The sequence below is a fragment of the Ramlibacter aurantiacus genome (assembly GCF_016722895.1).
GTDB classification, from domain to species: Bacteria; Pseudomonadota; Gammaproteobacteria; order Burkholderiales; family Burkholderiaceae_C; genus Ramlibacter; species Ramlibacter aurantiacus.
In genome coordinates, this window is sequence record NZ_JAEQNA010000001.1 from 227,420 (window position 1) to 250,219 (window position 22,800).

General features: G+C 67.2%; 26 protein-coding genes. 15 read left to right on the plus strand and 11 right to left on the minus strand.

Annotation, left to right across the window (positions count from 1 at the left end):
* Positions 1–15: 15 nt before the first annotated feature.
* Positions 16–2,337, minus strand: a complete 2,322-nt coding sequence (clpA, locus tag JI739_RS01115) for an ATP-dependent Clp protease ATP-binding subunit ClpA (RefSeq protein WP_201682003.1) — start codon at positions 2,335–2,337, stop codon at positions 16–18.
* 69 nt (positions 2,338–2,406) lie between these two features.
* Complete coding sequence (clpS, locus tag JI739_RS01120) at positions 2,407–2,775, minus strand: ATP-dependent Clp protease adapter ClpS (RefSeq protein WP_201683261.1); 369 nt, start codon at positions 2,773–2,775, stop codon at positions 2,407–2,409.
* Positions 2,776–3,011: 236 nt separating this feature from the next.
* On the opposite strand from clpS, the gene JI739_RS01125 reads away from it, so the two are divergent.
* Positions 3,012–3,302 carry a cold-shock protein gene (locus JI739_RS01125; protein WP_201683262.1) on the plus strand — a complete coding sequence of 97 codons (291 nt, stop codon included), beginning with the start codon at positions 3,012–3,014 and terminating at the stop codon, positions 3,300–3,302.
* An 83-nt stretch (positions 3,303–3,385) separates the two neighbouring features.
* Here the strand turns inward: JI739_RS01125 and icd are convergent, their stop codons facing one another.
* On the minus strand, positions 3,386–4,639 hold the full coding sequence (icd, locus tag JI739_RS01130; protein WP_201682004.1) for an NADP-dependent isocitrate dehydrogenase: 1,254 nt from the start codon (positions 4,637–4,639) through the stop codon (positions 3,386–3,388).
* A gap of 220 nt (positions 4,640–4,859) precedes the next feature.
* Here icd and JI739_RS01135 point away from each other — a divergent pair, with 220 nt between their 5' ends.
* Complete coding sequence (locus JI739_RS01135; protein WP_201682005.1) at positions 4,860–5,048, plus strand: hypothetical protein; 189 nt, start codon at positions 4,860–4,862, stop codon at positions 5,046–5,048.
* 108 nt (positions 5,049–5,156) lie between these two features.
* Positions 5,157–5,618 carry a DUF192 domain-containing protein gene (locus tag JI739_RS01140; protein ID WP_201682006.1) on the plus strand — a complete coding sequence of 154 codons (462 nt, stop codon included), beginning with the start codon at positions 5,157–5,159 and terminating at the stop codon, positions 5,616–5,618.
* Between the two features lie 58 nt (positions 5,619–5,676).
* Here JI739_RS01140 and JI739_RS24320 read toward each other — a convergent pair whose 3' ends face one another.
* A complete protein-coding gene (locus tag JI739_RS24320) occupies positions 5,677–6,258 on the minus strand; it encodes a superoxide dismutase (protein ID WP_236589018.1) in 582 nt (193 codons plus the stop codon).
* A gap of 51 nt (positions 6,259–6,309) precedes the next feature.
* A complete protein-coding gene (xseA, locus tag JI739_RS24325) occupies positions 6,310–7,605 on the minus strand; it encodes an exodeoxyribonuclease VII large subunit (protein WP_354003654.1) in 1,296 nt (431 codons plus the stop codon).
* 328 nt (positions 7,606–7,933) lie between these two features.
* On the opposite strand from xseA, the gene JI739_RS01150 reads away from it, so the two are divergent.
* The 6 genes from JI739_RS01150 (at position 7,934) to adk (ending at position 11,764) form a co-directional block, all read left to right on the plus strand.
* Positions 7,934–8,563 (plus strand): MotA/TolQ/ExbB proton channel family protein, encoded by a 630-nt coding sequence (locus JI739_RS01150; protein ID WP_201683263.1) that lies wholly within the window; start codon positions 7,934–7,936, stop codon positions 8,561–8,563.
* A 13-nt stretch (positions 8,564–8,576) separates the two neighbouring features.
* Positions 8,577–9,005 carry an ExbD/TolR family protein gene (locus tag JI739_RS01155; protein WP_201682007.1) on the plus strand — a complete coding sequence of 143 codons (429 nt, stop codon included), beginning with the start codon at positions 8,577–8,579 and terminating at the stop codon, positions 9,003–9,005.
* A 2-nt stretch (positions 9,006–9,007) separates the two neighbouring features.
* Positions 9,008–10,009, plus strand: a complete 1,002-nt coding sequence (gene lpxK, locus JI739_RS01160) for a tetraacyldisaccharide 4'-kinase (RefSeq protein WP_201682008.1) — start codon at positions 9,008–9,010, stop codon at positions 10,007–10,009.
* Positions 9,990–10,196: a Trm112 family protein gene (locus JI739_RS01165; protein WP_201682009.1), complete on the plus strand. Its 207-nt coding sequence runs from the start codon at positions 9,990–9,992 to the stop codon at positions 10,194–10,196. Before lpxK ends, JI739_RS01165 begins: the two co-directional genes overlap by 20 nt.
* A gap of 3 nt (positions 10,197–10,199) precedes the next feature.
* Positions 10,200–10,964, plus strand: coding sequence for a 3-deoxy-manno-octulosonate cytidylyltransferase (gene kdsB, locus JI739_RS01170; RefSeq protein WP_201682010.1), 765 nt, complete (start codon positions 10,200–10,202; stop codon positions 10,962–10,964).
* Between the two features lie 143 nt (positions 10,965–11,107).
* The gene (gene adk, locus JI739_RS01175) at positions 11,108–11,764 is read left to right on the plus strand and encodes an adenylate kinase (RefSeq protein WP_201682011.1); all 657 of its coding nucleotides are present in this window, start codon (positions 11,108–11,110) and stop codon (positions 11,762–11,764) included.
* A 30-nt stretch (positions 11,765–11,794) separates the two neighbouring features.
* On the opposite strand, the gene JI739_RS01180 is transcribed toward adk, so the two are convergent.
* From JI739_RS01180 to JI739_RS01190, 3 genes are read right to left on the minus strand one after another with little or no spacing between them, the layout of a single operon-like run.
* The gene (locus JI739_RS01180; protein WP_201682012.1) at positions 11,795–12,259 is read right to left on the minus strand and encodes a DUF6152 family protein; all 465 of its coding nucleotides are present in this window, start codon (positions 12,257–12,259) and stop codon (positions 11,795–11,797) included.
* 14 nt (positions 12,260–12,273) lie between these two features.
* Positions 12,274–12,693, minus strand: coding sequence for a hypothetical protein (locus tag JI739_RS01185; protein ID WP_201682013.1), 420 nt, complete (start codon positions 12,691–12,693; stop codon positions 12,274–12,276).
* Positions 12,693–13,643: an asparaginase gene (locus JI739_RS01190; RefSeq protein WP_354003655.1), complete on the minus strand. Its 951-nt coding sequence runs from the start codon at positions 13,641–13,643 to the stop codon at positions 12,693–12,695. The genes JI739_RS01185 and JI739_RS01190 overlap by 1 nt, the downstream gene beginning before the upstream one ends.
* A 71-nt stretch (positions 13,644–13,714) precedes the next feature.
* Here JI739_RS01190 and lexA point away from each other — a divergent pair, with 71 nt between their 5' ends.
* Together lexA and JI739_RS01200 are read left to right on the plus strand one after the other, a co-directional pair.
* A complete protein-coding gene (gene lexA / locus JI739_RS01195) occupies positions 13,715–14,389 on the plus strand; it encodes a transcriptional repressor LexA (RefSeq protein WP_201682014.1) in 675 nt (224 codons plus the stop codon).
* Between the two features lie 111 nt (positions 14,390–14,500).
* Positions 14,501–14,905: a hypothetical protein gene (locus JI739_RS01200; protein WP_201682015.1), complete on the plus strand. Its 405-nt coding sequence runs from the start codon at positions 14,501–14,503 to the stop codon at positions 14,903–14,905.
* 1 nt (position 14,906) lies between these two features.
* Here the strand turns inward: JI739_RS01200 and JI739_RS01205 are convergent, their stop codons facing one another.
* Positions 14,907–15,416, minus strand: a complete 510-nt coding sequence (locus JI739_RS01205) for a DUF1993 domain-containing protein (protein WP_201682016.1) — start codon at positions 15,414–15,416, stop codon at positions 14,907–14,909.
* A gap of 95 nt (positions 15,417–15,511) precedes the next feature.
* Between JI739_RS01205 and JI739_RS01210 the strand changes: the two genes are divergently transcribed.
* Positions 15,512–16,519 (plus strand): D-2-hydroxyacid dehydrogenase family protein, encoded by a 1,008-nt coding sequence (locus JI739_RS01210; protein WP_201682017.1) that lies wholly within the window; start codon positions 15,512–15,514, stop codon positions 16,517–16,519.
* A 90-nt stretch (positions 16,520–16,609) separates the two neighbouring features.
* On the opposite strand, the gene JI739_RS01215 is transcribed toward JI739_RS01210, so the two are convergent.
* Positions 16,610–18,604, minus strand: a complete 1,995-nt coding sequence (locus JI739_RS01215; RefSeq protein ID WP_201682018.1) for a type IV pilus assembly protein FimV — start codon at positions 18,602–18,604, stop codon at positions 16,610–16,612.
* A gap of 112 nt (positions 18,605–18,716) precedes the next feature.
* On the opposite strand from JI739_RS01215, the gene JI739_RS01220 reads away from it, so the two are divergent.
* From JI739_RS01220 to JI739_RS01230, 3 genes are all read left to right on the plus strand, one after another.
* On the plus strand, positions 18,717–20,234 hold the full coding sequence (locus tag JI739_RS01220; RefSeq protein ID WP_201682019.1) for a 3-hydroxyacyl-CoA dehydrogenase: 1,518 nt from the start codon (positions 18,717–18,719) through the stop codon (positions 20,232–20,234).
* Positions 20,235–20,239: 5 nt separating this feature from the next.
* Positions 20,240–21,019: an oxepin-CoA hydrolase, alternative type gene (locus tag JI739_RS01225; protein WP_201682020.1), complete on the plus strand. Its 780-nt coding sequence runs from the start codon at positions 20,240–20,242 to the stop codon at positions 21,017–21,019.
* 79 nt (positions 21,020–21,098) lie between these two features.
* A complete protein-coding gene (locus JI739_RS01230) occupies positions 21,099–21,791 on the plus strand; it encodes a glutathione binding-like protein (RefSeq protein ID WP_201682021.1) in 693 nt (230 codons plus the stop codon).
* On the opposite strand, the gene JI739_RS01235 is transcribed toward JI739_RS01230, so the two are convergent.
* Complete coding sequence (locus JI739_RS01235) at positions 21,769–22,785, minus strand: coiled-coil domain-containing protein (protein WP_201682022.1); 1,017 nt, start codon at positions 22,783–22,785, stop codon at positions 21,769–21,771. The two genes, JI739_RS01230 and JI739_RS01235, sit on opposite strands and share 23 nt — an antisense overlap.
* Between the last annotated feature and the right edge of the window lie 15 nt (positions 22,786–22,800).

Genomic DNA, 22,800 nt, shown 5'->3' on the forward strand with positions numbered 1-22,800 from the left:
CGGTGGCCAGCGGCCTCACTGGCCGTCGCTGCCCACTTCCTCCGGCTCGGGCCGTGAGCGGCCTTCCTTCTTCGGCAGCGGCTGGATGTCCAGCAAGACCTCGTCCTTGTCGTCGAGATCCACCGTCAGGCGACCGCCGTCGGTCAGCTTGCCGAACAGCAGCTCGTCGGCCAGGGCGCGGCGGATCGTGTCCTGGATCAGGCGCTGCATCGGGCGGGCGCCCATCAGCGGATCGAAGCCCTTCTTGGCCAGGTGCTTGCGCAGCTTGTCGGTGAAGGTGACCTCCACCTTCTTCTCGGCCAGCTGCTGTTCCAGCACGAGCAGGAACTTGTCCACGACCCGCAGGATGACCTGCTCGTCCAGCGGCTTGAAGCTCACGGTGGCGTCCAGCCGGTTGCGGAACTCAGGCGTGAACAAGCGCTTGATGTCGGCCATCTCGTCGCCCGCTTCGCGCGGGTTGGTGAAGCCGATCGTCGACTTGTTCATGGTCTCGGCACCCGCGTTCGTCGTCATGATGATGATGACGTTGCGGAAGTCGGCCTTGCGCCCGTTGTTGTCGGTCAAGGTGCCGTGGTCCATGACCTGCAGCAGCACGTTGAAGATGTCCGGGTGCGCTTTCTCGATCTCGTCGAGCAGCAGCACCGCGTGCGGCTTCTTCGTGACCGCCTCGGTCAGCAGGCCGCCCTGGTCGAAGCCCACGTAGCCCGGAGGCGCACCGATCAGGCGCGACACCGCATGCCGCTCCATGTACTCCGACATGTCGAAGCGGATCAGCTCGATGCCCATGATGAACGCGAGCTGCTTGGCCGCTTCGGTCTTGCCGACGCCGGTGGGGCCGCTGAACAGGAAAGAGCCGATCGGCTTGTCGCCCTTGCCCAGTCCGGAGCGCGCCATCTTGACGGCGCCGGCGAGCACCTCCAGCGCCTTGTCCTGGCCGAACACCACGCTCTTGAGGTCGCGCTCCAGGTTCTGCAGCTTGCCGCGATCATCGTTGGACACGTTGGCCGGCGGAATGCGCGCGATCTTGGCGACGATTTCCTCGACTTCGGTCTTGGAAATGGTCTTCTTGCGCTTGCTCACTGGCAGGATGCGCTGGGCGGCACCGGCCTCGTCGATCACGTCGATGGCCTTGTCCGGCAGGTGCCGGTCATTGATGTACTTGGCGCTCAACTCGGCCGCCGCCTGCAGGGCGTTGGCCGCGTACTTGACGCTGTGGTGCTCCTCGAACCGGGACTTCAGGCCCTTGAGGATCTCCACCGTCTGCTCGACGCTGGGCTCGACCACGTCCACCTTCTGGAAGCGGCGGGACAAGGCGGCGTCCTTCTCGAAGATGCCGCGGTACTCGGTGAAAGTCGTCGCGCCGATGCACTTCAGCTGGCCGCTCGAGAGCGCCGGCTTGAGCAGGTTGGACGCATCCAGCGTGCCGCCCGAGGCCGCGCCCGCGCCAATGAGGGTGTGGATCTCATCGATGAAGAGGATGGCGTTGGGCTTGTCCTTGAGCGACTTGAGCACCCCCTTCAGTCGTTGCTCGAAATCACCGCGGTACTTGGTGCCGGCCAGCAGCGCGCCCATGTCCAGCGAGTAGACATTGGAGTCGGCCAGGATCTCGGGCACGTCCTTTTGCACGATGCGCCAGGCCAGGCCTTCGGCGATGGCCGTCTTGCCGACGCCGGCCTCGCCCACCAGCAGCGGGTTGTTCTTGCGCCGACGGCACAGGATCTGGATCACGCGCTCGACCTCGTACTCGCGGCCGATCAGCGGATCGATCTTGCCGTCACGGGCGGCCTGGTTGAGGTTCTGCGTGAACTGCTCGAGCGGAGAGGATTTCTCGCTCTTTTCGCCGCCCTCCTCGCCTTCGCTGCCCGTGGGCTCGCCGCCCTTGGTGGGCTCGGGCGGATCGCTCTTCTTGATGCCGTGGGCGATGAAGTTGACCACGTCGAGCCGGGTCACGCCCTGCTGGTGCAGGTAGTACACGGCGTGCGAGTCCTTCTCGCCGAAGATGGCCACGAGCACGTTGGCTCCGGTGACTTCCTTCTTGCCATTGCCGGTGGATTGCACATGCATGATGGCGCGCTGGATCACGCGCTGGAAACCCAGCGTGGGCTGGGTGTCGACATCATCGGTGCCGGCGACCTGGGGGGTGTTGTCCTTGATGAAGTTGGACAGCGACTTGCGCAGGTCATCGATATTGGCTGAGCAGGCGCGCAGCACTTCCGCCGCGCTGGGATTGTCCAGCAGGGCGAGCAGCAGGTGTTCCACGGTAATGAACTCGTGGCGCTGCTGGCGTGCCTCCACAAACGCCATGTGGAGGCTGACTTCCAATTCCTGGGCAATCATGAGATTTCCTTTGCCTTCCTACCTGTCTGACTCAGAGTCACTTTATTCCTGATCCGTTCCGCCGTGGGCTCATTCCACGGGTTCACTCACACATTGAAGGGGATGCCCGGCTTCACGCGCCGCCTGCTGCACCTGTTCGACCTTGGTGGCCGCGACATCACGCGAATAAATCCCGCAAACGCCGCGGCCGTCGAGGTGAATCTTCAACATGATCTGCGTGGCGGTCTCCCTGTCCTTGTTGAAAAACTCCTGGATGACCACCACGACGAATTCCATCGGCGTGTAGTCGTCGTTGAGCATGACGACCTGGTACATCTGGGGAGGCTTGGTTTTCTGGGTGCGCCGCTCGAGGACCACGGACCCGCCATCGTCATCCTTCGGCCGCACCTTAGGAGCCACCGGGGCTGGAATGGGTGTTTTGCTGGCCATGAAAACCATTCTATCGACGCCCATCGGCAACGCACCCATGGCCACTGACTTGGAGGCCGCCCGCCAGCTTTCAAGCTCGACCGAACGTGGCGTCGTCCTGCGGCCGCCGTGGCCCGCGGGCAGCGAGTTCGGCCATGTCGTTCGACGAGTCCAACGCCTGGGTACTTTGGTATCTCATATCGTTGACAATGAATACCTGCATGCTCGACACTGCCAAAGCATTAATTGCTAGCAGGAGGAGAGATATGCCAAACGGAACGGTCAAGTGGTTCAACGATGCAAAAGGGTTCGGTTTCATCGAACCCGACGGCGGCGGTCCAGACGTGTTCGCTCATTTTTCGGCCATCAACATGGATGGCTTCAAGACGCTCAAGCAGGGCTCGCGGGTCACGTTCGAGGTGACCGACGGCCCCAAAGGCCAGCTCGCGAGGAACATCCAGGCGCAGCCCACCGGTGATGACGACACCTCGCTCCAGCGGCCGCCTCACCAGCACGCATCACAGTTTGTCGTAACGAGCGAGGCGGCCAGACCGTGACAAGCTAGATGGAAAAGCCGCCCACAGGCGGCTTTTTTCATCGGCTTGGCCAGCGTAGATGGAGCCGGGCCCGGCTGTCGCAATCACATGTGCTCGATCATGACCTGGCCAAAGCCGGAGCAGCTGACCTGGGTGGCGCCATCCATCAGCCGGGCGAAATCGTAGGTGACCTTCTTGCTCTGGATGGCGCGCTCCATGGAGCTGATGATCAGGTCTGCCGCCTCGGTCCAACACATGTGGCGCAGCATCATCTCGGCCGACAGGATCTCGGAGCCCGGGTTCACGTAGTCCTTGCCCGCGTATTTTGGCGCCGTGCCATGAGTGGCCTCGAACATGGCCACGGTGTCGCTGAGATTGGCTCCGGGCGCGATGCCGATACCCCCCACCTGGGCCGCCAGGGCGTCGGAGATGTAGTCCCCATTGAGGTTCAGCGTGGCGATCACGCTGTACTCGGCCGGGCGCAACAGGATCTGCTGCAGGAACGCATCGGCGATCGAGTCCTTGATGACGATGTCCTTGCCCGTCTTCGGGTTCTTGAACTTGCACCAGGGGCCGCCGTCGATCAATTCGGCACCGAATTCGCGCTGGGCCAGCGCGTAGCCCCAGTCGCGAAAGCCCCCCTCGGTGTACTTCATGATGTTGCCCTTGTGGACCAGGGTCACGCTCGGCTTGCCGTTGTCGATGGCGTATTGGATAGCCTTGCGCACCAGCCGCTCGGTGCCCTCGATTGAGACCGGCTTGATGCCAATGCCAGAGGTGTCGGGAAACCGGATCTTCTTGACGCCCATCTCGTCCATCAGGAACTTGATGAGCTTGCGTGCCTTGTCGGACTGCGCTTCGTACTCGATGCCGGCGTAGATGTCTTCCGAGTTCTCGCGGAAGATGACCATGTTGGTCTTCTCGGGCTCCTTCAGGGGCGAAGGCACGCCACGAAAGTACTGGACGGGGCGCAGGCACACGTACAGGTCGAGCTCCTGGCGCAGCGCCACGTTGAGCGAGCGGATGCCGCCGCCGACCGGCGTGGTGAGCGGGCCCTTGATCGACACCACGTAGTCGCGCACGGCATGCAGTGTTTCCTCGGGCAGCCACACGTCCGGCCCGTAGATCCGGGTGGACTTCTCGCCCGCATAGACCTCCATCCAATGGATCGTGCGCTTGCCGCCGTACGCCTTGGCCACCGCCGCATCGACCACCTTGAGCATCACGGGTGTGATGTCCGTTCCCGTGCCGTCGCCCTCGATGTACGGAATGATCGGCTCGTCGGGCACGGTGAGCGAGTTGTCGGCGTTGACCGTGATCTTCTGGCCCTGCGTGGGCACCTTGATGTGCTGGTACATGGAGGATGCGGCTTTCGGAGAGGCGAAACGAGGACCGGGGGTCGGCGCTGCGCAAATTCTAGCCTTGCACCTACGCCGCCCTTGGGGTGAAACCGGCGTGCACGGGGCGACTCGTCCCCCGCCATGTCAACCAGGTGGATGACTCATGCGTTGCCATGTTGCCTGCCGCTTCGCGGAAGGTTTCCATCCGATCGATTCAACGACACCTGAAGGAGACATCATGAACAAGCTTCTCGCCGCCCTGGTCGCTGGTTTCTTCGCTGTAGGCGCCTTTGCAACTTCCGCAACCCCGGCGACGCCCGCCACGCCGGCCACCCCGGCCGCTCCGGCAGCCGCCAAGAAGGATGACAAGCCTGCGGCCAAGAAGGAAATGAAGAAGGCCGACGCCAAGAAGGAAATGAAGAAGTAAGCATCTCGCTGAAGATGGAAAAGCCCGCACGCGCGGGCTTTTTCATGCGCGTGCCGCTGGCGCCAGCGCGGCCCGAGGGGGGCGCCCAGACGACCGACAATGCGTGACATGAAGACAGCCTTCCGACTCCTGCCCGCTCTCGCGCTCGCCTTCACGCTGGGCTGCGCGCAGCCAGTGGCCACCGCCCAGCAGCCACAGACCGACCTGCCTCGCGTCAAGCTCTCCGCCGGCATGCATCAGATCGATGCCCAGGTCGCCCGAACGTCCGACCAGCGTGCGACGGGCCTCATGTGGCGCCAGGAGATGCCGCAGCACGAAGGCATGCTGTTCGTCTTCGAGCAGCCCAGTGTCCAGTGCTTCTGGATGATGAACACCCTGCTGCCACTCAGCGCCGCATTCCTGGAGGACGACGGCACCATCGTCAACTTGGCCGACATGCAACCACGCAGCACGCAGTCGCACTGCTCGGCCCGCCCGGTGCGCTATGTGCTGGAGATGCACCAGGGCTGGTTCGCCAAGCGCGGGCTGAAGGCCGGCGACAAGCTCGCCGGCGAGGTGTTCCGCAAATAGCTCCAATGAAAAGGGCCGCAACTGCGGCCCCTTTCATTGCGGGTACGACGACTTCAAATCAGCCGAAGTTCTTCTGGGCGAATTCCCAATTGACCAGCTTGTCGAGATACGTCTCAACGAACTTCGGGCGCTGGTTGCGATAGTCGATGTAATAGGCGTGCTCCCAGACATCCACGGTGAGCACCGCACGATCCTCGGTGGTCAGGGGGGTGCCGGCGGCGCCGGTATTCACGATGTCCACGCTGCCGTCCGGCTTCTTCACCAGCCAGGTCCAGCCCGAGCCGAAGTTGCCGACGGCCGACTTGACGAAGGCCTCGCGGAAGGCGGCGTAGTTGCCCCACTTCTTGTTGATCGCCTCGGCCAGGGAGCCGGTGGGCTCGCCACCGCCGTTCGGCTTCATGCAGTTCCAGAAGAAGGTGTGGTTCCACACCTGCGCGGAGTTGTTGTAGATGCCGCCGGAGGACTTCTTGATGATCTCCTCGAGCGTCATGTTCTCGAACTCGGTGCCCTTTTGCAGATTGTTGAGGTTGTCCACGTAGGCCTTGTGGTGCTTGCCATGGTGGTACTCGAGCGTTTCCTGCGAGTAGTGCGGGGCCAGTGCGTCGATGGCGTACGGAAGCGGCGGAAGCGTGTGTTGCATGGTGGTTCCTCGTAGGGGTTGTTGCTCTTGGGAGAAAGGCATTCTAGGCAGTTAGAGCAGGCGCGGTTCGGCGGCCACCTCGAGGTCGATGCGGCCATCGGCCAGCTGGGCCGTGAGGGCCTGGCCGGGCTTGGCCTGGGCCGCGTGGGTCAGCAGCGTGCCATCCGGCTGCGTGAGCATGGCGTACCCGCGCTGCAGCACCAGCCGCGGATCGAGCAGCGCCAGGCGCAGCTCCGCCCGTTCGATCGCCTGCCGCTGCAAACCGAGCGCCGCCGTGCTCGACTGGACCCGCCTCGCCTGCACGCCCTCCAACCTCTGCCGCGCCTGGGCCAGCCGCGCCTGCGTGGCGCTTCGCAGCCGTTGGGCCAGCCGGCTCAATCGCAGCTGCTGCAGGCCGATCCGACCCGAGGGGCGCCCGAGGTGCGAGGCCGCGGCATCCAGCCGCTGACTGGCGGTATCCAGTTGGCGCTGCGCGGCCTGCTCCAGCCGGTCGCGCAAGCCGTCCAGCGCGCCCAGCCATGATTCGCGCGAAGCCGCAACCAGTTCGGCCGCGGCGGTCGGGGTGGGCGCCCTCAGGTCCGCGCAGAAGTCGGCGATGGTGAAGTCCGTCTCGTGTCCCACTCCACAGATCACCGGGACCGGACTGCGCACGATGGTGCGGGCCAGCTGCTCATCGTTGAAGGCCCACAGGTCTTCCAGCGAACCACCGCCTCGCACCAGCAGGATGACGTCGATCTCTCCGGCCAAGGCCCGGTCGTAGAGAGCCACCAACGCCCGGCACAACTCCGCCGGTGCCTGCGCCCCCTGCACCGGAGCCGGGGCGAGCACCACCGGAATGTGCGGCAAGCGGCGGGACAAGCAGGTGGCCACGTCATGCAGCGCGGCGGCTCCGGGCGAGGTGACCAGTCCGATGGCCCGAGGCAGCAGCGGCAGGTTGCGCTTGCGTGAACTCTCGAACAGCCCTTCCGCCTGCAACCGCTCCTTCAGCCGCAGGAACTGCTCGAACAGAGTCCCCTGCCCGGCCCGCGCCATGCTCTCGACGATCAACTGCAGGTCGCCACGTGCGTCGTACACGTCCAGCCGCCCCTGCACCTGCACCTCGTCGCCCTCGCGCGGCGTGAAGTCCAGCAACGACGCCGCCCGGCGGAACATGGCGCACCGCACCTGGCCCTGCCGGTCCTTGAGCGTGAAGTAGCAGTGGCCGCTCGCAGCACGCGAGAAGCCGGAGATTTCTCCTCGCACGGCCACCGGATTGAAGCGGGCATCCAGGGCATCGGCAACGGCCCGGCACAGCGCGCCCACGCTCCACGGTTGCCGACTGCCGACGAGGCTTGCTGGCTCGCCCACGGCTCAGGCCACCTGCTGGCGGCGCCAGCCAGGGTGGGGCATTAGTCCACAGAACGGCCGGACCAGCCGCGACCCTGTAACACCCTGTGAAAACGTCGATGTTTCGGCGCAAGTCATTGATTTAGAACGGGAAAGATCTGCTGAAAATGTGATCGTTCTGTTACAGGCCCCGCCAGGAATGGGCGTCCGGCTTGCGCAGGGTGCGTTCTGCACAAAGTTATCCACAAGAATTGTGGGAATCGGACGACAAGAACGGCACGGTGTCCTACAGCTGCTGAGCCTGTCCGATAATCGCCGGGCCCGAGCGTCGGGTACGCGGGAGAACCCTTTGTTTTCGATCATACAAGCCGCAGGTTGGCCTATTTGGCCGCTGATCGCCTGCTCCATCGTGGCCCTCGCGCTGATCATCGAGCGCCTGATCAGCCTCAAACCGGACAAGGTGGCGCCGAGCAAACTGCTCGACGAGGCCGTGGCGGTCTCCCGCTCCACGGTACCCACGTCCGAAGTGGTGAACCAGCTCGAGAAGAACTCGGCGCTCGGCGAGGTCCTGGCCAGCGGCTTTCGCGCCCTGAATGCGGATCCGCGTTGCAGTGAAGTGGACTTGCGGGCTTCCATGGAACAGACCGGGCGCGCCGTCGCCCACCGCCTCGAGAGGTACCTCAGCGCCCTGGGAACGATCGCGTCCGCGGCGCCGCTGCTCGGCCTGCTGGGCACCGTGATCGGCATGATCGAAATCTTCGGCGCCCAGGCGCCGGCGGGCGGCTCCACCGGCGGCAACCCGGCACAACTGGCGCATGGCATTTCGATCGCGCTCTACAACACGGCTTTCGGACTGATCGTGGCCATCCCGGCCCTGATCTTCTGGCGCTATTTCCGCAGCCAGGTCGACAGTTACCTCCTGACGCTGGAGCTGTCGTCGGAGCGATTCGCACGCCATCTGCTCTCACTGCGCAAGTGAGGACGATCCCGTCATGAATTTTCGCCACCGAATCAGGCCGGAGCCGGAGATCAACCTGATCCCGTTCATCGACGTGCTGCTGGTCGTCCTGATCTTCCTGGTGCTGTCGACCACCTACAGCAAGTTCACCGAACTGCAACTTCGGCTGCCGATGGCCAATGCCGACGCCCAGCGCGATTACCCACGCGAAGTGATCGTCTCGATCGCGAGCGACGGCAGCTACAGCATCAACCGGCAGCCCCTGCCTGCACGCAATGTCGACGCCGTCTCCACGGCCCTGGCCGACGCCGCCAGGGCCGGCACCGACAGCGTGGTCATCATCAGCGCCGATGCATCGTCGCCGCACCAGGCGGTCATCACCGTGCTGGAGGCGGCGCGCCGCACGGGACTGCACCAGGTCACCTTCGCGGCGCAGAAGCCGGCCGGCGGCTCCAGGCCCTGAACGTGGATGCTAGCGGGGCGCTGCAGCGCGCCTGGGGACGCCGCGGGCCGCTCGCGCAACTGCTGAGGCCCGTGTCCTGGCTGTTCGGTGGAGTTGTGCAGGTCCGGCGGCAGCTTTATCGACGCGGCCTGCTGCACGCGACGCGAATGCGCGTGCCACTGGTCGTGGTGGGCAACGTGCTGGCCGGCGGTGCCGGCAAGACCCCTGTCGTGATGGCCGTGGTCGAGCACCTGGCGGCGGCCGGTGTGCCTTGCGGCGTGATTTCCCGCGGCTACGGGCGTCGCACGCACGATTGCCGCGAGGTTCTCCCGCAGGCGGCCGCCGATGAGGTGGGCGACGAGCCCCTGCTGATTTCGCGCCGCTGCGGTGTGCCGGTCTTCGTCGGGACCAGCCGGGTGGAAGCCGCACGCGCCTTGCTGCGCCAGCATCCGCAGGTGCGGGTGTTGGTCAGCGACGATGGGCTGCAGCACCTCGCCTTGGCCCGCGATCTCGAGATCTGCGTCTTCGACCGCCGTGGCATCGGCAACGGGCTGCTGTTGCCGGCCGGACCGCTGCGTGAGCGCTGGCCCCGGCCGGCGGACCTGGTCCTGCGGCCGCCCGGCGTCGCCATCCCGGGTTTCAGCGTCGATCGCCGGCTCGCAGCCCACGCGGTCCGGGCCGACGGCGAACGCCGTTCGCTCGACGCCCTTGCAGACGGCGAGCTGGTCGCCGTGGCCGGCATCGCCCGGCCCGAAACCTTCTTCGACATGCTGCGTGAGGCGGGCGTGCATCCAGCCCGCACGATCGCCCTCCCCGACCATGCGCCAATCGACGCCGGCACGCTCGACCTGCCGACACAGGCCCGCATCGTGTGCACCGAGAAAGATGCAGTGAAACTTTGGCGCCATCACCCGCAAGCCTGGGCCGTTCCCCTGGAGCTGCAGGTCGAGCCCGCGTTCTGGTCGGCCTTCGATCGGCTGCTGGGGCCACGGCTATCATCGAACGATGGACTCCAAACTCCTTGAGCTGCTGGTCTGTCCCGTCACCAAGGGATACCTCGACTACGACCGCGACCGACAGGAGCTGATCTCTCGAAGTGCGCGGCTGGCCTACCCCATTCGCGACGGCATTCCGATCCTCCTTGAAGAAGAAGCGCGCACGCTCTCGGACGACGAGCTCGAACGCCTGCCGGCACGTACGCCGCTGGTCTGAGCCATGGGTGCCCCGTTCACCGTCCTGATCCCCGCTCGCCTCGCCTCGACCCGTCTTCCCGACAAGCCCCTGGCCGACATCGGCGGAGCGCCGATGGTGGTGCGCGTGGCCCAGCGCGCCGCGCTGTCCGGTGCCGGGCGAGTGGCCGTCGCCACCGACAGCGCTCGCATCGTCAAGGCTTGCGACCGGCATGGCATCGACAGCGTGCTGACACGTGCCGACCACCCGAGTGGCAGTGACCGGCTGGCCGAGGCGGCCAGCCTCCTGGCACTCGGCGACGACGAGCTGGTGGTCAATGTGCAGGGCGACGAGCCGCTGATCGATCCGCAGCTGATCGACGCGGTGGCCGACCTGCTGCAGAAGCATTCGGCGGCGAGCATGAGTACCGCCGCCCACCCGATCGAACGGCCCGAGGACATGCGCAGCCCGCATGTGGTGAAGGTGGTGACCGACGCACAGGGACTGGCCTTGTACTTCAGCCGCGCACCCATTCCGTGGTGGCGCGAGGGCTTCGCCTCCGGCATCGACCAGCTGCCCCGGCCGTCGCCGCTGAGGCACATCGGCATCTATGGCTACCGCGCAGCCTTTCTGCGCACCTTTCCCAAGCTTGCGCCGGCACCCATCGAAGAACTCGAGGCGCTCGAGCAGCTGCGTGTGCTCTGGCACGGCTACCGCATCGCGGTGCATACCACGGCCCACGCGCCCGGCCCGGGTGTCGACACCGCCGAGGACCTCGCCCGGGTGCGCGCCCTCGTTGCCGCGGCCTGAAGCGGGCAGGGCCGCTCAGGTCGCGTGCTATCCTCCGGCGCGTTCACGCGCGCGCGCCGAAGGCCTGCGCGCCGGCCCCGAACAGCCGGCCGGGAGACCACGCGAGCCGGAGCCGGAGCCGTCAATTCGTATTCGAGGAAACCATGAGACTGATCCTGTTGGGCGCGCCCGGCGCAGGCAAAGGCACCCAGGCCGCGTTCATCTGCCAGAAGTACGGCATTCCGCAAATCTCCACCGGCGACATGCTGCGTGCAGCGGTCAAGGCGGGCACGCCCTTGGGCCTGGCGGCCAAGAAGGTCATGGACTCCGGCGCGCTGGTCAGCGACGACATCATCATCGGGCTGGTGAAGGAACGCCTGGCCCAGTCCGACTGCACCAACGGTTTCCTGTTCGACGGCTTTCCCCGCACCATTCCGCAAGCCGACGCCATGAAGAACGCCGGCGTGAAACTCGACTACGTGCTCGAGATCGACGTGCCGTTCGACGCCATCATCGAGCGCATGAGTGGCCGCCGCTCCCACACCAGCTCGGGCCGCACCTACCACGTCAAGTTCAATCCGCCGAAGGTCGCTGGCCTGGACGACGTCACCGGTGAGCCGCTGATCCAGCGTGACGACGACAAGGAAGAAACCGTGAAGAAGCGCCTGGAGGTGTATGCCTCCCAGACGCGCCCACTGGTCGACTACTACGCCAACTGGGCCAAGGCCGATCCAGCCGATGCCCCGAAGTACCGCGCCATCAGCGGCATGGGCACGGTCGAGGAAATCACCGAGCGGGTATTCGCCGCCCTCTCGAGCTGACCGGAAAGCGGCGTGAGTCGCCCCGGGGCATCAGGCGGGCGAGGATCGAAGACCGTAGGCTCTGCCGTCCACGAACAGGTATTCGGCCCGTAGCAGCGGGTCACCCTGCTCCTGCTTGAAGGTGAAGCCCAGCACGCCGATGGTGTCGCCCACCTGGATTTCCTTCACGTTCCAGGCGCGCATCCGCGTCAGCGGCGCGAGCTCGACCGTCCAGCGGGGCCGCGATCGAGTCGGCACCGTCGCTCGTGCCAGCAACGACTTTCCATCGACCGGCGCGCTCTGCGACGGCAGGCTTCGCGTCGGGAGATCGGGCGGCACACGCAGGTCGCGCGGCGGCTCGAGCTCCAACTCGGCATGCGGGTTCTGCCACCGCACGCGGGTGACCCGGCCTTCAAGCCAGATCGGTCGTTCCTGATCGAAACTGCTCCAGCCATGATGGGCGAAGGCCAGGGTGGGCAGACCCAGGCCCGCAAACACGAAGCTGCGACGTTGCATCACTTGCACTCCTTTCAGTCATAGGCAATCCAGCGGCCGCACGCGATCACCGCCAGCCAGATCAGCGTGGACACGACCATCAGCATCCGGGCACCAGCATCCAGCCGTTCCAGCGAGCGCCGCAGGTGGAACACGGCCGCATTGCAGGCCGCCGCTGCCAACAACAGCATCTTCAGCCTGAAAGCGCCATTGGCAAGCAGTTCGGCCGGCTGACTGGAGAACATCAGCAGGCCGGAGGCCGCCGCCAGGGCGAATCCGGCGAGCGACAGCGACACGCTCAACCGCGCGAGCGCATGCACGGGCAGGCTCGCCCCTTGCCCGAACACCCGCAGTTCCAGCAACACGAGATTGCCCACAAGCAGGGCAATACCGGTGATATGGACCACTTCCAGCGCAGGGTAGGCCCACGGGTGCGACTGCAGGCCCTGCCACATCACTCGCCCGCCCCGATCGCCAGATCCAGCATCAGCGCGATGCGGGCCTTGACCGGTGACAGTCCGGCGGCGTGCGGCAGTTCGTCGTCCGGCCTCGGCAACACGCGCCCCTGCGCGCATCGGCTCGCGCGCACCACCCGGATCCCCGCGGCGCGCGCACGCTTCAGGGCCTCGAGCAGCGACCGGTGGACGGTCCCACTGCCAGTCGCCGCCACCACGATGCCGGCCACGCCCAGGTTCGCCAGCGCATCGACCACCGCCCCGTCGGCACCGGCGTGGCTGGTGACGATCGCCACCCGTGGCCATGCTCGCGCATCGCTTGGCAGGCGCGCCAGCAAGCCAGGCGCCGGCGCTGCACACACGGGGCCCGCATGCAGCAGACGAAGCGCACCACCTTCCACCACGCCGAGCAGCCCGCGCTCCCCCGAACTGAACGCTTCGAGCTGGAAGCTGTGCCGCTTCGACACGGCCTCGCTTTCGTGCACCTGTCCGGCGAACACCACCAGCACCCCCGCCACCTGGTCGCTTCGTGCGACCGCCACGGCGTCCGCCAGGTTCTGGGGCCCGTCGGACAGCAACGCGGTCGCGGGTCGCATGGCGCCGGTGAGCACCAGCGGCTTGCGCGGCGCCAGCACGCGCTGAAGGAAATACGCGGACTCTTCCAGCGTGTCGGTGCCGTGCGTCACGACCACGCCTTGCACATCGGATCGCTCCAGGGCAGCCGCGCAACGCTGGGCCAACTGCAGCCACACCGCGTGATCCATGTCCTTGCTGTCCACCTGCGCGACCTGCTCGGCCTCGAGGGGTACGCCATGGAACGTCGCGACGCTTTCCAGCAAAGCGTCGATGCCGATCTGCGCGGCGGTGTAGCCGACCTGGTCACCGGCTTGCCTCGCCGTACCGGCGATCGTGCCGCCCGTCCCCAGCACCATGATTTTTTGCACACCCACTTGCCTACCTCACGGGAACTGGATAAGAATACAGCCACTGGATATCAAGACAGTAGCCAAGGAAAGCGACCATGTCCGACACCCCCAAGCTCACGGCCCGCCAGCAGCAGATTCTGGACCTGATCCAATCAGCCGTCGCCCAGACGGGCGCCCCGCCCACCCGGGCGGAAATCGCGGCCCAATTGGGGTTTCGCTCTGCCAACGCGGCGGAGGAACATCTTCAGGCGCTGGCCCGCAAAGGTGTCATCGAACTGGTGAGCGGTACATCGCGCGGCATCCGTCTTCGCAGTGAGACCCTGCGATCCATCCACGAATCGCGGGCGCGCCAGTTCGCGCTTCCTGTGTCCGGTCTTGCGCAGCTGGCTCTGCCGCTCATCGGCCGCGTCGCGGCGGGCTCGCCCATCCTGGCGCAGGAACACGTCGACCAGACCTACTACGTCGAAAGCAGCCTTTTCCAGCGTCCGCCCGATTACCTGCTGAAGGTGCGTGGCATGTCCATGCGCGACGCCGGCATCATGGACGGCGACCTGCTCGCCGTGCAGGCTACCAAGGAGGCCAAGAACGGGCAGATCATCGTGGCCCGGCTCGGCGACGACGTCACCGTGAAGCGCTTCCGCCGTAACAAGCACCTGATCGAGTTGCACGCTGAGAACCCCGACTACCCGACCATCGTCGTCGAGCCGGGCGAACCGTTCGAGATCGAAGGCCTGGCGGTCGGCCTCATCCGCAACACCATGCTGATGTAGGCATCCGGCCGCTTTCCAGGTGGCGGGCGTATGGCTGGTGCAGCCATCACCCTGGCCGGCGGTCGTTTTCTCCAGCAATCCTGCCTGTGAACCACAGCTTCAAGGAACCACATGGCAATCGCACTCCCCCTCATCGCTCAACTCGTCGCCCCCCTGCAGTCGGCCGTCGAGTGGCTCTCCGGCGCATCGACCACGGCCGCCGCGAATGACGCCGAGCATGACGCCGCGAACGGCGCGGCCACGGGCGCGCACTCCGGCAACACGTCGGATGCCCGGCCCCTCTCCCGTCCAACGCGGCCGGGTCCGAAGCGCGCCTTCATGCAGCGCCCGACACGTACCTGGAGCGGGCCCACCCGCGCGCCGCAACCGCAGCCGCAGCGCTCGGTTCGCGTCGTCCGCGTGGTCGACGACCGAGCCGCCGCCGGATCTGTCGCCGGCCGCATGGTGATCTCCGGTCGCCTAGCCGACGTTTGTGCCGAGCTCGATCGGCTGGCTGCCACGGAAATGGCTGCCTGAGTCAGCGCGAGCCGAGGTAATCGGCCTTGCCCAACTCCACCCCGTTGTGCCTCAGGATGGCGTAGGCGGTGGTTACGTGGAAAAAGAAGTTGGGCAGCAGCCAATGCGTGAGGTAGGCCTGGCCCTTCATGGTCCGGGTGGACTCCCGGCCCACGGGGAATGTGATCTCCTTGTCCTCGGTGCCATCGAGCTTGTCGGACGGCACGGAGTCGAGCCACTCCAGTGTCTTGTCGATGCGGGCCTTCAGTTGGTCGAAGGTGCTCTCATCGTCCTCGAAACGCGGCGTGTCGACACCCGAGATGCGCGAGACGCCCAGGCGCGCCGTGTCGCAAGCAATCAGGATCTGCCGCGTGAACGGGAGCATGTCGGGGGCCAGTCGGTACTGGGTGAGGTTGCCTGGATCGAAGCGCCTGGCCTGCGCGTGCGCGGCTGCCTTGTCGAGGATGTTGCGCAGGTTGCCCAACATCGTCTTGAAGATCGGCAGGCTGGCGGACGACATCGAAATGGTCATGGCTTGGATTTCCCCGGGACTGAAATGAAGACCGCGCAATCGTAGCGGCCCTGCACAAGCGCCGGAGCATCTGGCCTGCGAGGCACAATGCCCGCATGAACATTGTCATCCTCGACGACTACCAGGATGCAGTGCGCAAGCTCGCCTGCGCTGCCAAGCTGGAGCCGTATCCGGCGAAGGTCTACACCAACACCGTCAAGGGCATCGGCCAGTTGTCGGTGCGGCTGCGGGATGCCGATGTGATCGTCCTGATACGGGAGCGCACGCATATCTCGCGTCAACTGCTCGAGAAGCTTCCTCGCCTGAAGATGATTTCCCAGACCGGACGCGTGGGAGCGCACATCGACGTGCAGGCCTGTACCGACCAGGGAATCGTGGTGTGCGACGGCGTCGGATCCCCCGTGGCCACGGCCGAACTCACCTGGGCGCTGGTGATGGCCGCCATGCGCCGGCTGCCCCAGTACATCGGCAACCTCAAGCATGGCGCCTGGCAGCAATCCGGCATGAAATCAGCATCCATGCCGCCGAACTTCGGCATCGGCATGCGCTTGGCCGGCAAGAGCCTGGGGATCTGGGGCTACGGCCGCATCGGCCGCCTGGTCGCCGGCTACGGCCGTGCCTTCGGGATGTACGTGCAGGTCTGGGGCAGTGAGCAGTCGCGGCAGCAGGCCGTGAACGATGGGTTCGCCGCAGCCTCCAGCCAGCACGACTTCTTCAGCCAGAGCGACGTCGTGAGCCTGCACCTGCGCCTGAGCGAGCAGACGGCCGGCATCGTGCGCCTGGACGACCTGGGCCAGATGAAGCCCACCGCACTGTTCGTCAACACCTCCCGGGCCGAGTTGCTCGAGCCGGACGCGTTGATCGCGGCGCTGAACCGGGGACGCCCCGGCATGGCCGCGATCGATGTCTTCGAGAGCGAACCCATCCTGCAGGGACATGCGCTGCTGCGCCTGGAAAACTGCATCTGCACACCGCACATCGGCTATGTCGAGCAGGAGAGCTACGAGCAGTACTTCGGCACCGCCTTTGAAAACGTCGTCAACTTCATCGAGGGACAGCCCACCCATGTGGTCAACCCCGGCGCTTTCCAGGTGCGGCGTTGAAGCGGCACCGCCCCGAGCATCGCAGCCGTGCTCGTGATGCAGTGAAACCCAGTTGCGCAAGCGAGCCGCGCAACAGGCTCGTTTCCCTTTTCAGCGCTTGGGCAGTTTGAATTTCTCGCTGAGGTCCAACTCGAAATCCAGCAGGTGGTCGCCGCCTCGCGCCGCACGGATTCCCTTGGCCGGGGGCAGGTCCAGGTCGTCGAGGTTCACGTCCAGGCCGAGGGGGCGCGCGTCCGCGGGTGCGAGCCTGTTCCAGCCTTGGTCCGGCAGCGGGTCCAGGCTCATCACAGGCTGCCCCGCAGCCGCCCCACTGGTGGATACAGCCGCCGAAGCAAAAGCCGGGCTCTCTTCGGGAGCGGACTCGTCCGACTGAAGGTCAGCGGCCACGCCGTGCAGCATCAGCAGCTCGCGCAGGCCTTGCACGCCCAGGTACGCACCGCCAGGGCCGGGGCGGCGCATCACCGCTTGCTCGAGCTCGCCCAGCACCGTCGGCGATGCCCAGGCGGACTGGATCCGGGCCAGCAGTTCGGGCTGGGCCGAGAGCCCCGCCTGCTCCTCCTCGTAAGCCAGGTATGAGGGCGCCGTGGTGCCGAACAGCCACTCGAAATCACGGCGCAACTGCTCGTACTCCTGCGGCCGCTGGAGCCGCCAATAGATATCCATCAACTCGAGCCAGGGCACGGTGCTGGCGTGCGGGTGCGAATCGATCTGCTCGCGCAGCACCGCGACGGCGCGTTCCTGCTCGCCCAGCGAGAGGAAGAACTCGGCCTGCTGCTGCACCTCGGCGATCTCATCGATGCTCAACGCAGGCGCAGCCGGCACCGCCGCTGGCAGGTCGCCGTCGCCAAAGCCGGCCGTGAGGGGTGCCCGGTCGCTCACCGGGGCGAACACCTCGGCCCGCGCCGGCGCCGCGTCGATGTCGGCGTCACCGGGCACGACCTCGCCAAAGCCACTCAGCGAAGAGGCCATGATCGACACGGGTTGGGCCGCGGCCGGGCGCTCGAGCAGGCTGTCAACCGGCACGGACGCCCGCTTGCGCGGGGGTGCAGCCATGTCTTCGTGCAACTCGGCCTCGCCCTCCGGCACCTGGTCCGACCACCACGACGCGGACGGGTTGCCGGCGCGGCGGCTGCGCCGCCAGAACACGGCCGCCAGGGCGCTGGCCAGGGCAAGCAGGCCGCCCAGGCCATAGACCAGCTCGTTCGAGTAGCGGTCGCCCTGCGCCTCCTGCAGCCGGCTGCGCAACTCCGCGACCAGGGCCTCATTGCGGACCATCATCTCGCGCATGGCCCGCACGTCCGCCTCGAGCGAGGCCATGCGTTCGGCGTTGCGGGCAGCCTCTTCGGGGGTGGGGGCGGCAGGGGCCGCCGGCAAGGTGGCGGGCGCGGGTGGTGCGGCTGGTGCCTGCGCGGCGGGGCCGGCCGGCTGAGCCTTCCCGGTTGCCCTGGGCAGGGATTCCGGCGCGTCCAGCTTCAGTCGCGGCCGCTCCACCCGACGCGGCTGCGTCGCGGGCGGCCGCGGCGCCGGCGCGACACGCCGGGTCTGGCGCGGTGCGGGGACTTCGGCTGCCACGCTCGCTGCCGGGACGACCACCGGCGCGCGGGCCGGCATCGTCGCCTCGGACGACGGCGACAGGACCGGCAGCGCCGTCGACGCGGGCAGCACGGCCGGCGCCACCGGCGATGGCTGCGCGGCCGCCGTCAGGGTGTCGCCCGGGTGTTCGGTGAGCAGCACGAATCGACGCGACAGAGTCTGCACGCAGCCGACCTGCACCTGCACCGTCACGAACGCCTCGTTCACGGCCTGCGGCACCCGCAGCCGCAGCACGGCGGTGCTGCCACGGGCCACCGGGGGCTCGAGCTGGCGCAGCTCGACGCGGTTGTCACCGTAGGACACGTCCACCCGCGGGCACAGCACGCCGGCGTCGCGCTCGCTGTCCAGCGTGACGGGCACGGTGAGGTCCAGCGGACGGCCGATCGTCGCCACCCCCTGCACATTGCCGAGCGTCAGTGCCAGGCTGGGGCTCGCCACGGAGAGGATCAGCGCGGCGCCGGGGAGCAAGCGCCAGAGGTGAGTTCGTTTCATAAAGCTGATCAATTCTTGCATAGCCGTCAGGCTTATCCCAGCACTAAACACGGGCTCCGGCGACTGCGGGGCCGCGCTGCGCCAACTATTTGCGCTCCACCATAATCGCCCGATGCAAACAAGCTTCCAAGCTGTCGGGGTGGTGGGCGCCGGGGCCATGGGCCGGGGCATCGCCCAGATTGCCGCGCAAACCGGGTGTCCGGTATGGCTCTTCGATCAACAGGCCGACGCCGTCGCCCGGGCGCAACAAGAGGTGGGTGCCCAGTGGGACCGCCTGGTCGAAAAGGGCCGCATGGACGCCGCCTCGGCGCAGGCCTGCAAACAGCGCCTGCACGCCGCTGGCAGCCTCGACGATCTGGCCGGGTGCGACCTGGTGATCGAAGCCGTTGTCGAGCGGCTCGAGGTCAAGCAGGCCCTGTTCTCGCAACTCGAGGGCATCGTGGCCGCCGACGCGGTGCTGGCCAGCAACACCTCGTCGCTGTCGATCACGGCCATCGGTGCCGGCCTGCGGCACCCCCAGCGGCTGGCCGGCTACCACTTCTTCAACCCGGTGCCGCTCATGAAGGTGGTGGAGGTGATCGCCGGCCTGCGCAGCGACTCCGCGGTCTGCGACCGGCTGGCGCAATTCGCACGCCAGATGGGCCACACGCCGGTACAGGCGCAGGACACCCCCGGCTTCATCGTCAACCACGCCGGGCGCGGGTTCAACACCGAGGCCCTGCGCATCGTCTCGGAAGGCATCTGCGACTTCGCCACGGTCGACCGCATCCTGCGCGACCAGGTCGGCTTCAAGCTCGGTCCCTTCGAGCTGATGGACCTCACCGGGCTGGACGTCTCGCACCCGGTCATGGAAGCGGTCTACCGGCAGTACTACGACGAGCCCCGCTACCGCCCCACCGTCATCACGGCCCAGCGCCTGGCCGGCCATGTGCTTGGGCGCAAGACCGGCGCCGGCTTCTACCGTTACGCCGATGGCAAGCCCGAGCTGCCGCCGGAGAGGCCCGTTCCCCAGGTGGCGGAGATGCCGCCGGTGTGGGTCTCCACCCGCGCCGCCCGCCGGGCCGAGCTGTACCAGCTGCTCAAGGACCTGGGCGCGCGCATCGAGACCGGGCAGTCGCCCTCGGCGCAGGCCCTCACGCTCGTCGCGCCCCTGGGCTTCGACGTCACCACCGTCGCCGTGGTGGAGCGACTGGATCCGGCCCGCACCGTAGGCATCGACCTGCTGGTGGAAGACGCGGCCACGAGGCGCCGGGTCCTGGCCACCAACCCCGCCACCCGGCCCGACATGCGCGACGCCGCCCACGCCCTGTTCGCACGTGACGGCAAGGCGGTGAGCGTGATCCGCGACTCCGGCGGCTTCGTCACCCAGCGCGTGATCGCCACCATCGTCAACATCGCCAGCGACATCTGCCAGCAGCGCATCTGCACCCCGGCCGACCTGGAAACGGCGGTGACGCTGGGCCTGGGTTACCCGATGGGGCCGCTGGCCATGGGCAACCGCTGGGGACCGGCCAACGTGCTCGAAGTGCTCTTCAACCTGCAGACCGTCTACGGCGACCCCCGCTACCGCCCCAGCCCCTGGCTGCGCCGCCGCGGCGCCATCGGCCTGTCGCTGCTCCAGGACGACTGAAGACGATGCCCGCCGAACTGCGAAGCACCAGCCAGGGCGGGACCATGGTCCTGACCATCAGCAACCCCGAACAGCGCAACGCGCTCGGGCCCGAGATCTACGCCGCCGGCGTCGAGGCGCTCAGCGTCGCCGAGACGCTGCCCGAGGTGCGCAGCGTGGTCATCACCGGCGACGGGGCCAACTTCTGCGCGGGCGGCAACCTGCAGCGCCTGCTGGACAACCGGCGCAAGCCGCCTGAGGTCCAGGCCCAGAGCATCGAAGGGCTGCACAACTGGATCGAGGCGATCCGCACCTTTCCCAAACCGGTGATCGCCGCCGTCGAGGGGGCCGCCGCTGGGGCGGGTTTTTCGCTGTGCCTGGCGTGTGACCTGATCGTCGCGGCCGACAACGCGGTGTTCGTCATGGCCTATGCGGGCGTCGGTCTCTCACCTGACGGCGGCGCGACCTGGAGCCTCACCCGCGCCATGCCGCGCCAGCTCGCCAGCGAGCTGCTGCTGGCCGGTGAACGCATCGGCGCCGCCCGGCTGCATCAGCTGGGCGTGGTCAACCGCATCGCCGCTCCTGGCGCGGCGCTGGCCGATGCGCTCGCGCTGGGCGAGCGCCTCAACCAGCGCGCCCCGAACGCCCTGGCCAGCATCAAGGAACTGCTTGGCGAGGCGCCCGAGGCATCGCTCACCCGCCAACTCGCGGCCGAACGCGACCACTTCGTCGCCAACCTGCACCACCCCAACGCCGGCATCGGCATCCAGTCCTTCCTGGCCAAGAAGCCGCCTGTCTACCCCTGAGCGGACGGTCCGCTGCCGCCCTGCGGCCGGGCTGAGCCCGCGTTTCCGTCGACCCATCAACAGAGAGATCCACGCGACCATGATCGAGGTGCATTCCTGGCCCACCCCCAACGGACACAAGGTCCACGTCATGCTGGAGGAGTGCGGCCTGCCCTACCGCGTCCACCCGGTGAACATCGGCAAGGGCGAGCAGTTCTCCCCCGAGTTCCTGGCCATCAGCCCGAACAACAAGATCCCCGCGATCATCGACACGGAGGGACCGGGCGGCCAGCCGATCGCGCTGTTCGAGTCCGGCGCGATCCTGGTCTACCTGGCCGAGAAGACCGGCCGCTTCCTGCCCACCGAGGCGCGAGCCCGCTACGACACCCTGCAGTGGCTGATGTTCCAGATGGGCGGCGTGGGCCCCATGCTGGGCCAGGCGCATCACTTCCGGCTCTACGCTCCCGAGAAGATCGGCTACGCCATCGACCGCTACACCCATGAAGCGCGGCGCCTGTATGGCGTGCTCGACCGGCGCCTGGCCCAGTCCGCCTGGCTGGCGGGCGGCGACTACACCATCGCGGACATCGCCACCTTCCCGTGGCTGCGCAGCTGGCAGAACCAGGGCGTGGAGCTGGCCGAGTTCCCTCACGTGAAACGGTGGTTCGACACCATCGCCGCCCGGCCCGCCGTCGAACGCGGGGTGGCGGTGATGGCCGAACTGCGCAAGCCGATCACCGACGACACGTCGCGCGAGAACCTGTTCGGCGCTACCCAGTACCAGCGTCGGTAGGCGCCCGGGCAGCGGCCGCGCCCGAGCCTGCCTGGACCGGCTCCGTGTCCGGGTCCGGGTCCGGGTCCGGGCCACGCAGCCGTAGCTGCAGATGGTCCAGCGTCGCCTGCGCCTGCGCCAGGTTCTGGCCCACCCCGCGCAGGCCGGCGCAGACCAGGCTTTCGGACCCTGTGGCTTCACGATCCGCCAGCAGAGCGGACAGCGGCAGCGCCAGGGCGCGCCTGGCTGCGGCCAACTCGCCGAGGAGGTCCCGCACCTGCGCCTCGGAGGCTTGCTGCAGCCCGCGCACCACGGCCAGCTCCCCGTTCAATCGCTGGTCGCTCTCACGCAGCAACATCAGTTCGGCCGAGAGGCCGCCGCTTTCGCGTGCGGCCGAACCCCTAAGCTCCAGCAGTCGCCGCTGGCTGGCCTCGAAGGCCGCCTGCGTTTCACGCAGTTGCCGCTCCAGCTCCTGCACACGCCCGGCCTGCTGTTCCAGCACCCCGCGCCGCTCGGCCGCCTCGCGCAGCGCGTGCAGGACCGAGTCCAGGCGCGCCTGCTGCGCCGCCGCCGCCCGCTCCAACTGGGCGAGCTGGGCCCTGGCTGCGCGCAAGGCCTCGTGTTGCTTGCCATCGTTCGTCTTCAACCGTCGGATCTGCTCTTCCCCGATGTGCATGCGAAGCGACGTGCGGGCCGCCTCGGATTCCATGGCCTCGACGCGGCTCGCCCGCTCCGCCAGGCGGGCCCTGTCTTCGTTCGCGCCGTCCAGTGCGATGCGGCAGCGCTCGAAGACCTGCCGCAGCTCGCGCAGCTCGGCACGCAGCCGGTTGCGCTCGTTCTCGCTCCCCTGCAGTTGCTCGCCCAGCACGTCCGCCTGCCCCTGCAGCGCCGCCCTTTCCTGCTCGAACGCGCCGTGCAGGGAGCGATCGGCGCGTTCGCGCATGGTCACGGTCGCCACCAGTGCGCCCAGCACCAAGCCGATGATCGACAGGCCCAGGCCTAACAAGAATTCCATGCGTGGTGCTCCAGA

What these genes read in the sequence shown, in the direction of transcription:
- clpA (WP_201682003.1), bottom strand. Translation starts at nt 2,337, where the DNA reads ATGATTGCCCAGGAATTGGAAGTCAGCCTCCACATGGCGTTTGTGGAG.
- clpS (WP_201683261.1), bottom strand. Translation starts at nt 2,775, where the DNA reads ATGGTTTTCATGGCCAGCAAAACACCCATTCCAGCCCCGGTGGCTCCT.
- JI739_RS01125 (WP_201683262.1), top strand. Translation starts at nt 3,012, where the DNA reads ATGCCAAACGGAACGGTCAAGTGGTTCAACGATGCAAAAGGGTTCGGT.
- icd (WP_201682004.1), bottom strand. Translation starts at nt 4,639, where the DNA reads ATGTACCAGCACATCAAGGTGCCCACGCAGGGCCAGAAGATCACGGTC.
- JI739_RS01135 (WP_201682005.1), top strand. Translation starts at nt 4,860, where the DNA reads ATGAACAAGCTTCTCGCCGCCCTGGTCGCTGGTTTCTTCGCTGTAGGC.
- JI739_RS01140 (WP_201682006.1), top strand. Translation starts at nt 5,157, where the DNA reads ATGAAGACAGCCTTCCGACTCCTGCCCGCTCTCGCGCTCGCCTTCACG.
- JI739_RS24320 (WP_236589018.1), bottom strand. Translation starts at nt 6,258, where the DNA reads ATGCAACACACGCTTCCGCCGCTTCCGTACGCCATCGACGCACTGGCC.
- JI739_RS01155 (WP_201682007.1), top strand. Translation starts at nt 8,577, where the DNA reads ATGAATTTTCGCCACCGAATCAGGCCGGAGCCGGAGATCAACCTGATC.
- JI739_RS01165 (WP_201682009.1), top strand. Translation starts at nt 9,990, where the DNA reads ATGGACTCCAAACTCCTTGAGCTGCTGGTCTGTCCCGTCACCAAGGGA.
- kdsB (WP_201682010.1), top strand. Translation starts at nt 10,200, where the DNA reads ATGGGTGCCCCGTTCACCGTCCTGATCCCCGCTCGCCTCGCCTCGACC.
- adk (WP_201682011.1), top strand. Translation starts at nt 11,108, where the DNA reads ATGAGACTGATCCTGTTGGGCGCGCCCGGCGCAGGCAAAGGCACCCAG.
- JI739_RS01180 (WP_201682012.1), bottom strand. Translation starts at nt 12,259, where the DNA reads ATGCAACGTCGCAGCTTCGTGTTTGCGGGCCTGGGTCTGCCCACCCTG.
- JI739_RS01185 (WP_201682013.1), bottom strand. Translation starts at nt 12,693, where the DNA reads ATGTGGCAGGGCCTGCAGTCGCACCCGTGGGCCTACCCTGCGCTGGAA.
- lexA (WP_201682014.1), top strand. Translation starts at nt 13,715, where the DNA reads ATGTCCGACACCCCCAAGCTCACGGCCCGCCAGCAGCAGATTCTGGAC.
- JI739_RS01200 (WP_201682015.1), top strand. Translation starts at nt 14,501, where the DNA reads ATGGCAATCGCACTCCCCCTCATCGCTCAACTCGTCGCCCCCCTGCAG.
- JI739_RS01205 (WP_201682016.1), bottom strand. Translation starts at nt 15,416, where the DNA reads ATGACCATTTCGATGTCGTCCGCCAGCCTGCCGATCTTCAAGACGATG.
- JI739_RS01210 (WP_201682017.1), top strand. Translation starts at nt 15,512, where the DNA reads ATGAACATTGTCATCCTCGACGACTACCAGGATGCAGTGCGCAAGCTC.
- JI739_RS01215 (WP_201682018.1), bottom strand. Translation starts at nt 18,604, where the DNA reads ATGAAACGAACTCACCTCTGGCGCTTGCTCCCCGGCGCCGCGCTGATC.
- JI739_RS01220 (WP_201682019.1), top strand. Translation starts at nt 18,717, where the DNA reads ATGCAAACAAGCTTCCAAGCTGTCGGGGTGGTGGGCGCCGGGGCCATG.
- JI739_RS01225 (WP_201682020.1), top strand. Translation starts at nt 20,240, where the DNA reads ATGCCCGCCGAACTGCGAAGCACCAGCCAGGGCGGGACCATGGTCCTG.
- JI739_RS01230 (WP_201682021.1), top strand. Translation starts at nt 21,099, where the DNA reads ATGATCGAGGTGCATTCCTGGCCCACCCCCAACGGACACAAGGTCCAC.
- JI739_RS01235 (WP_201682022.1), bottom strand. Translation starts at nt 22,785, where the DNA reads ATGGAATTCTTGTTAGGCCTGGGCCTGTCGATCATCGGCTTGGTGCTG.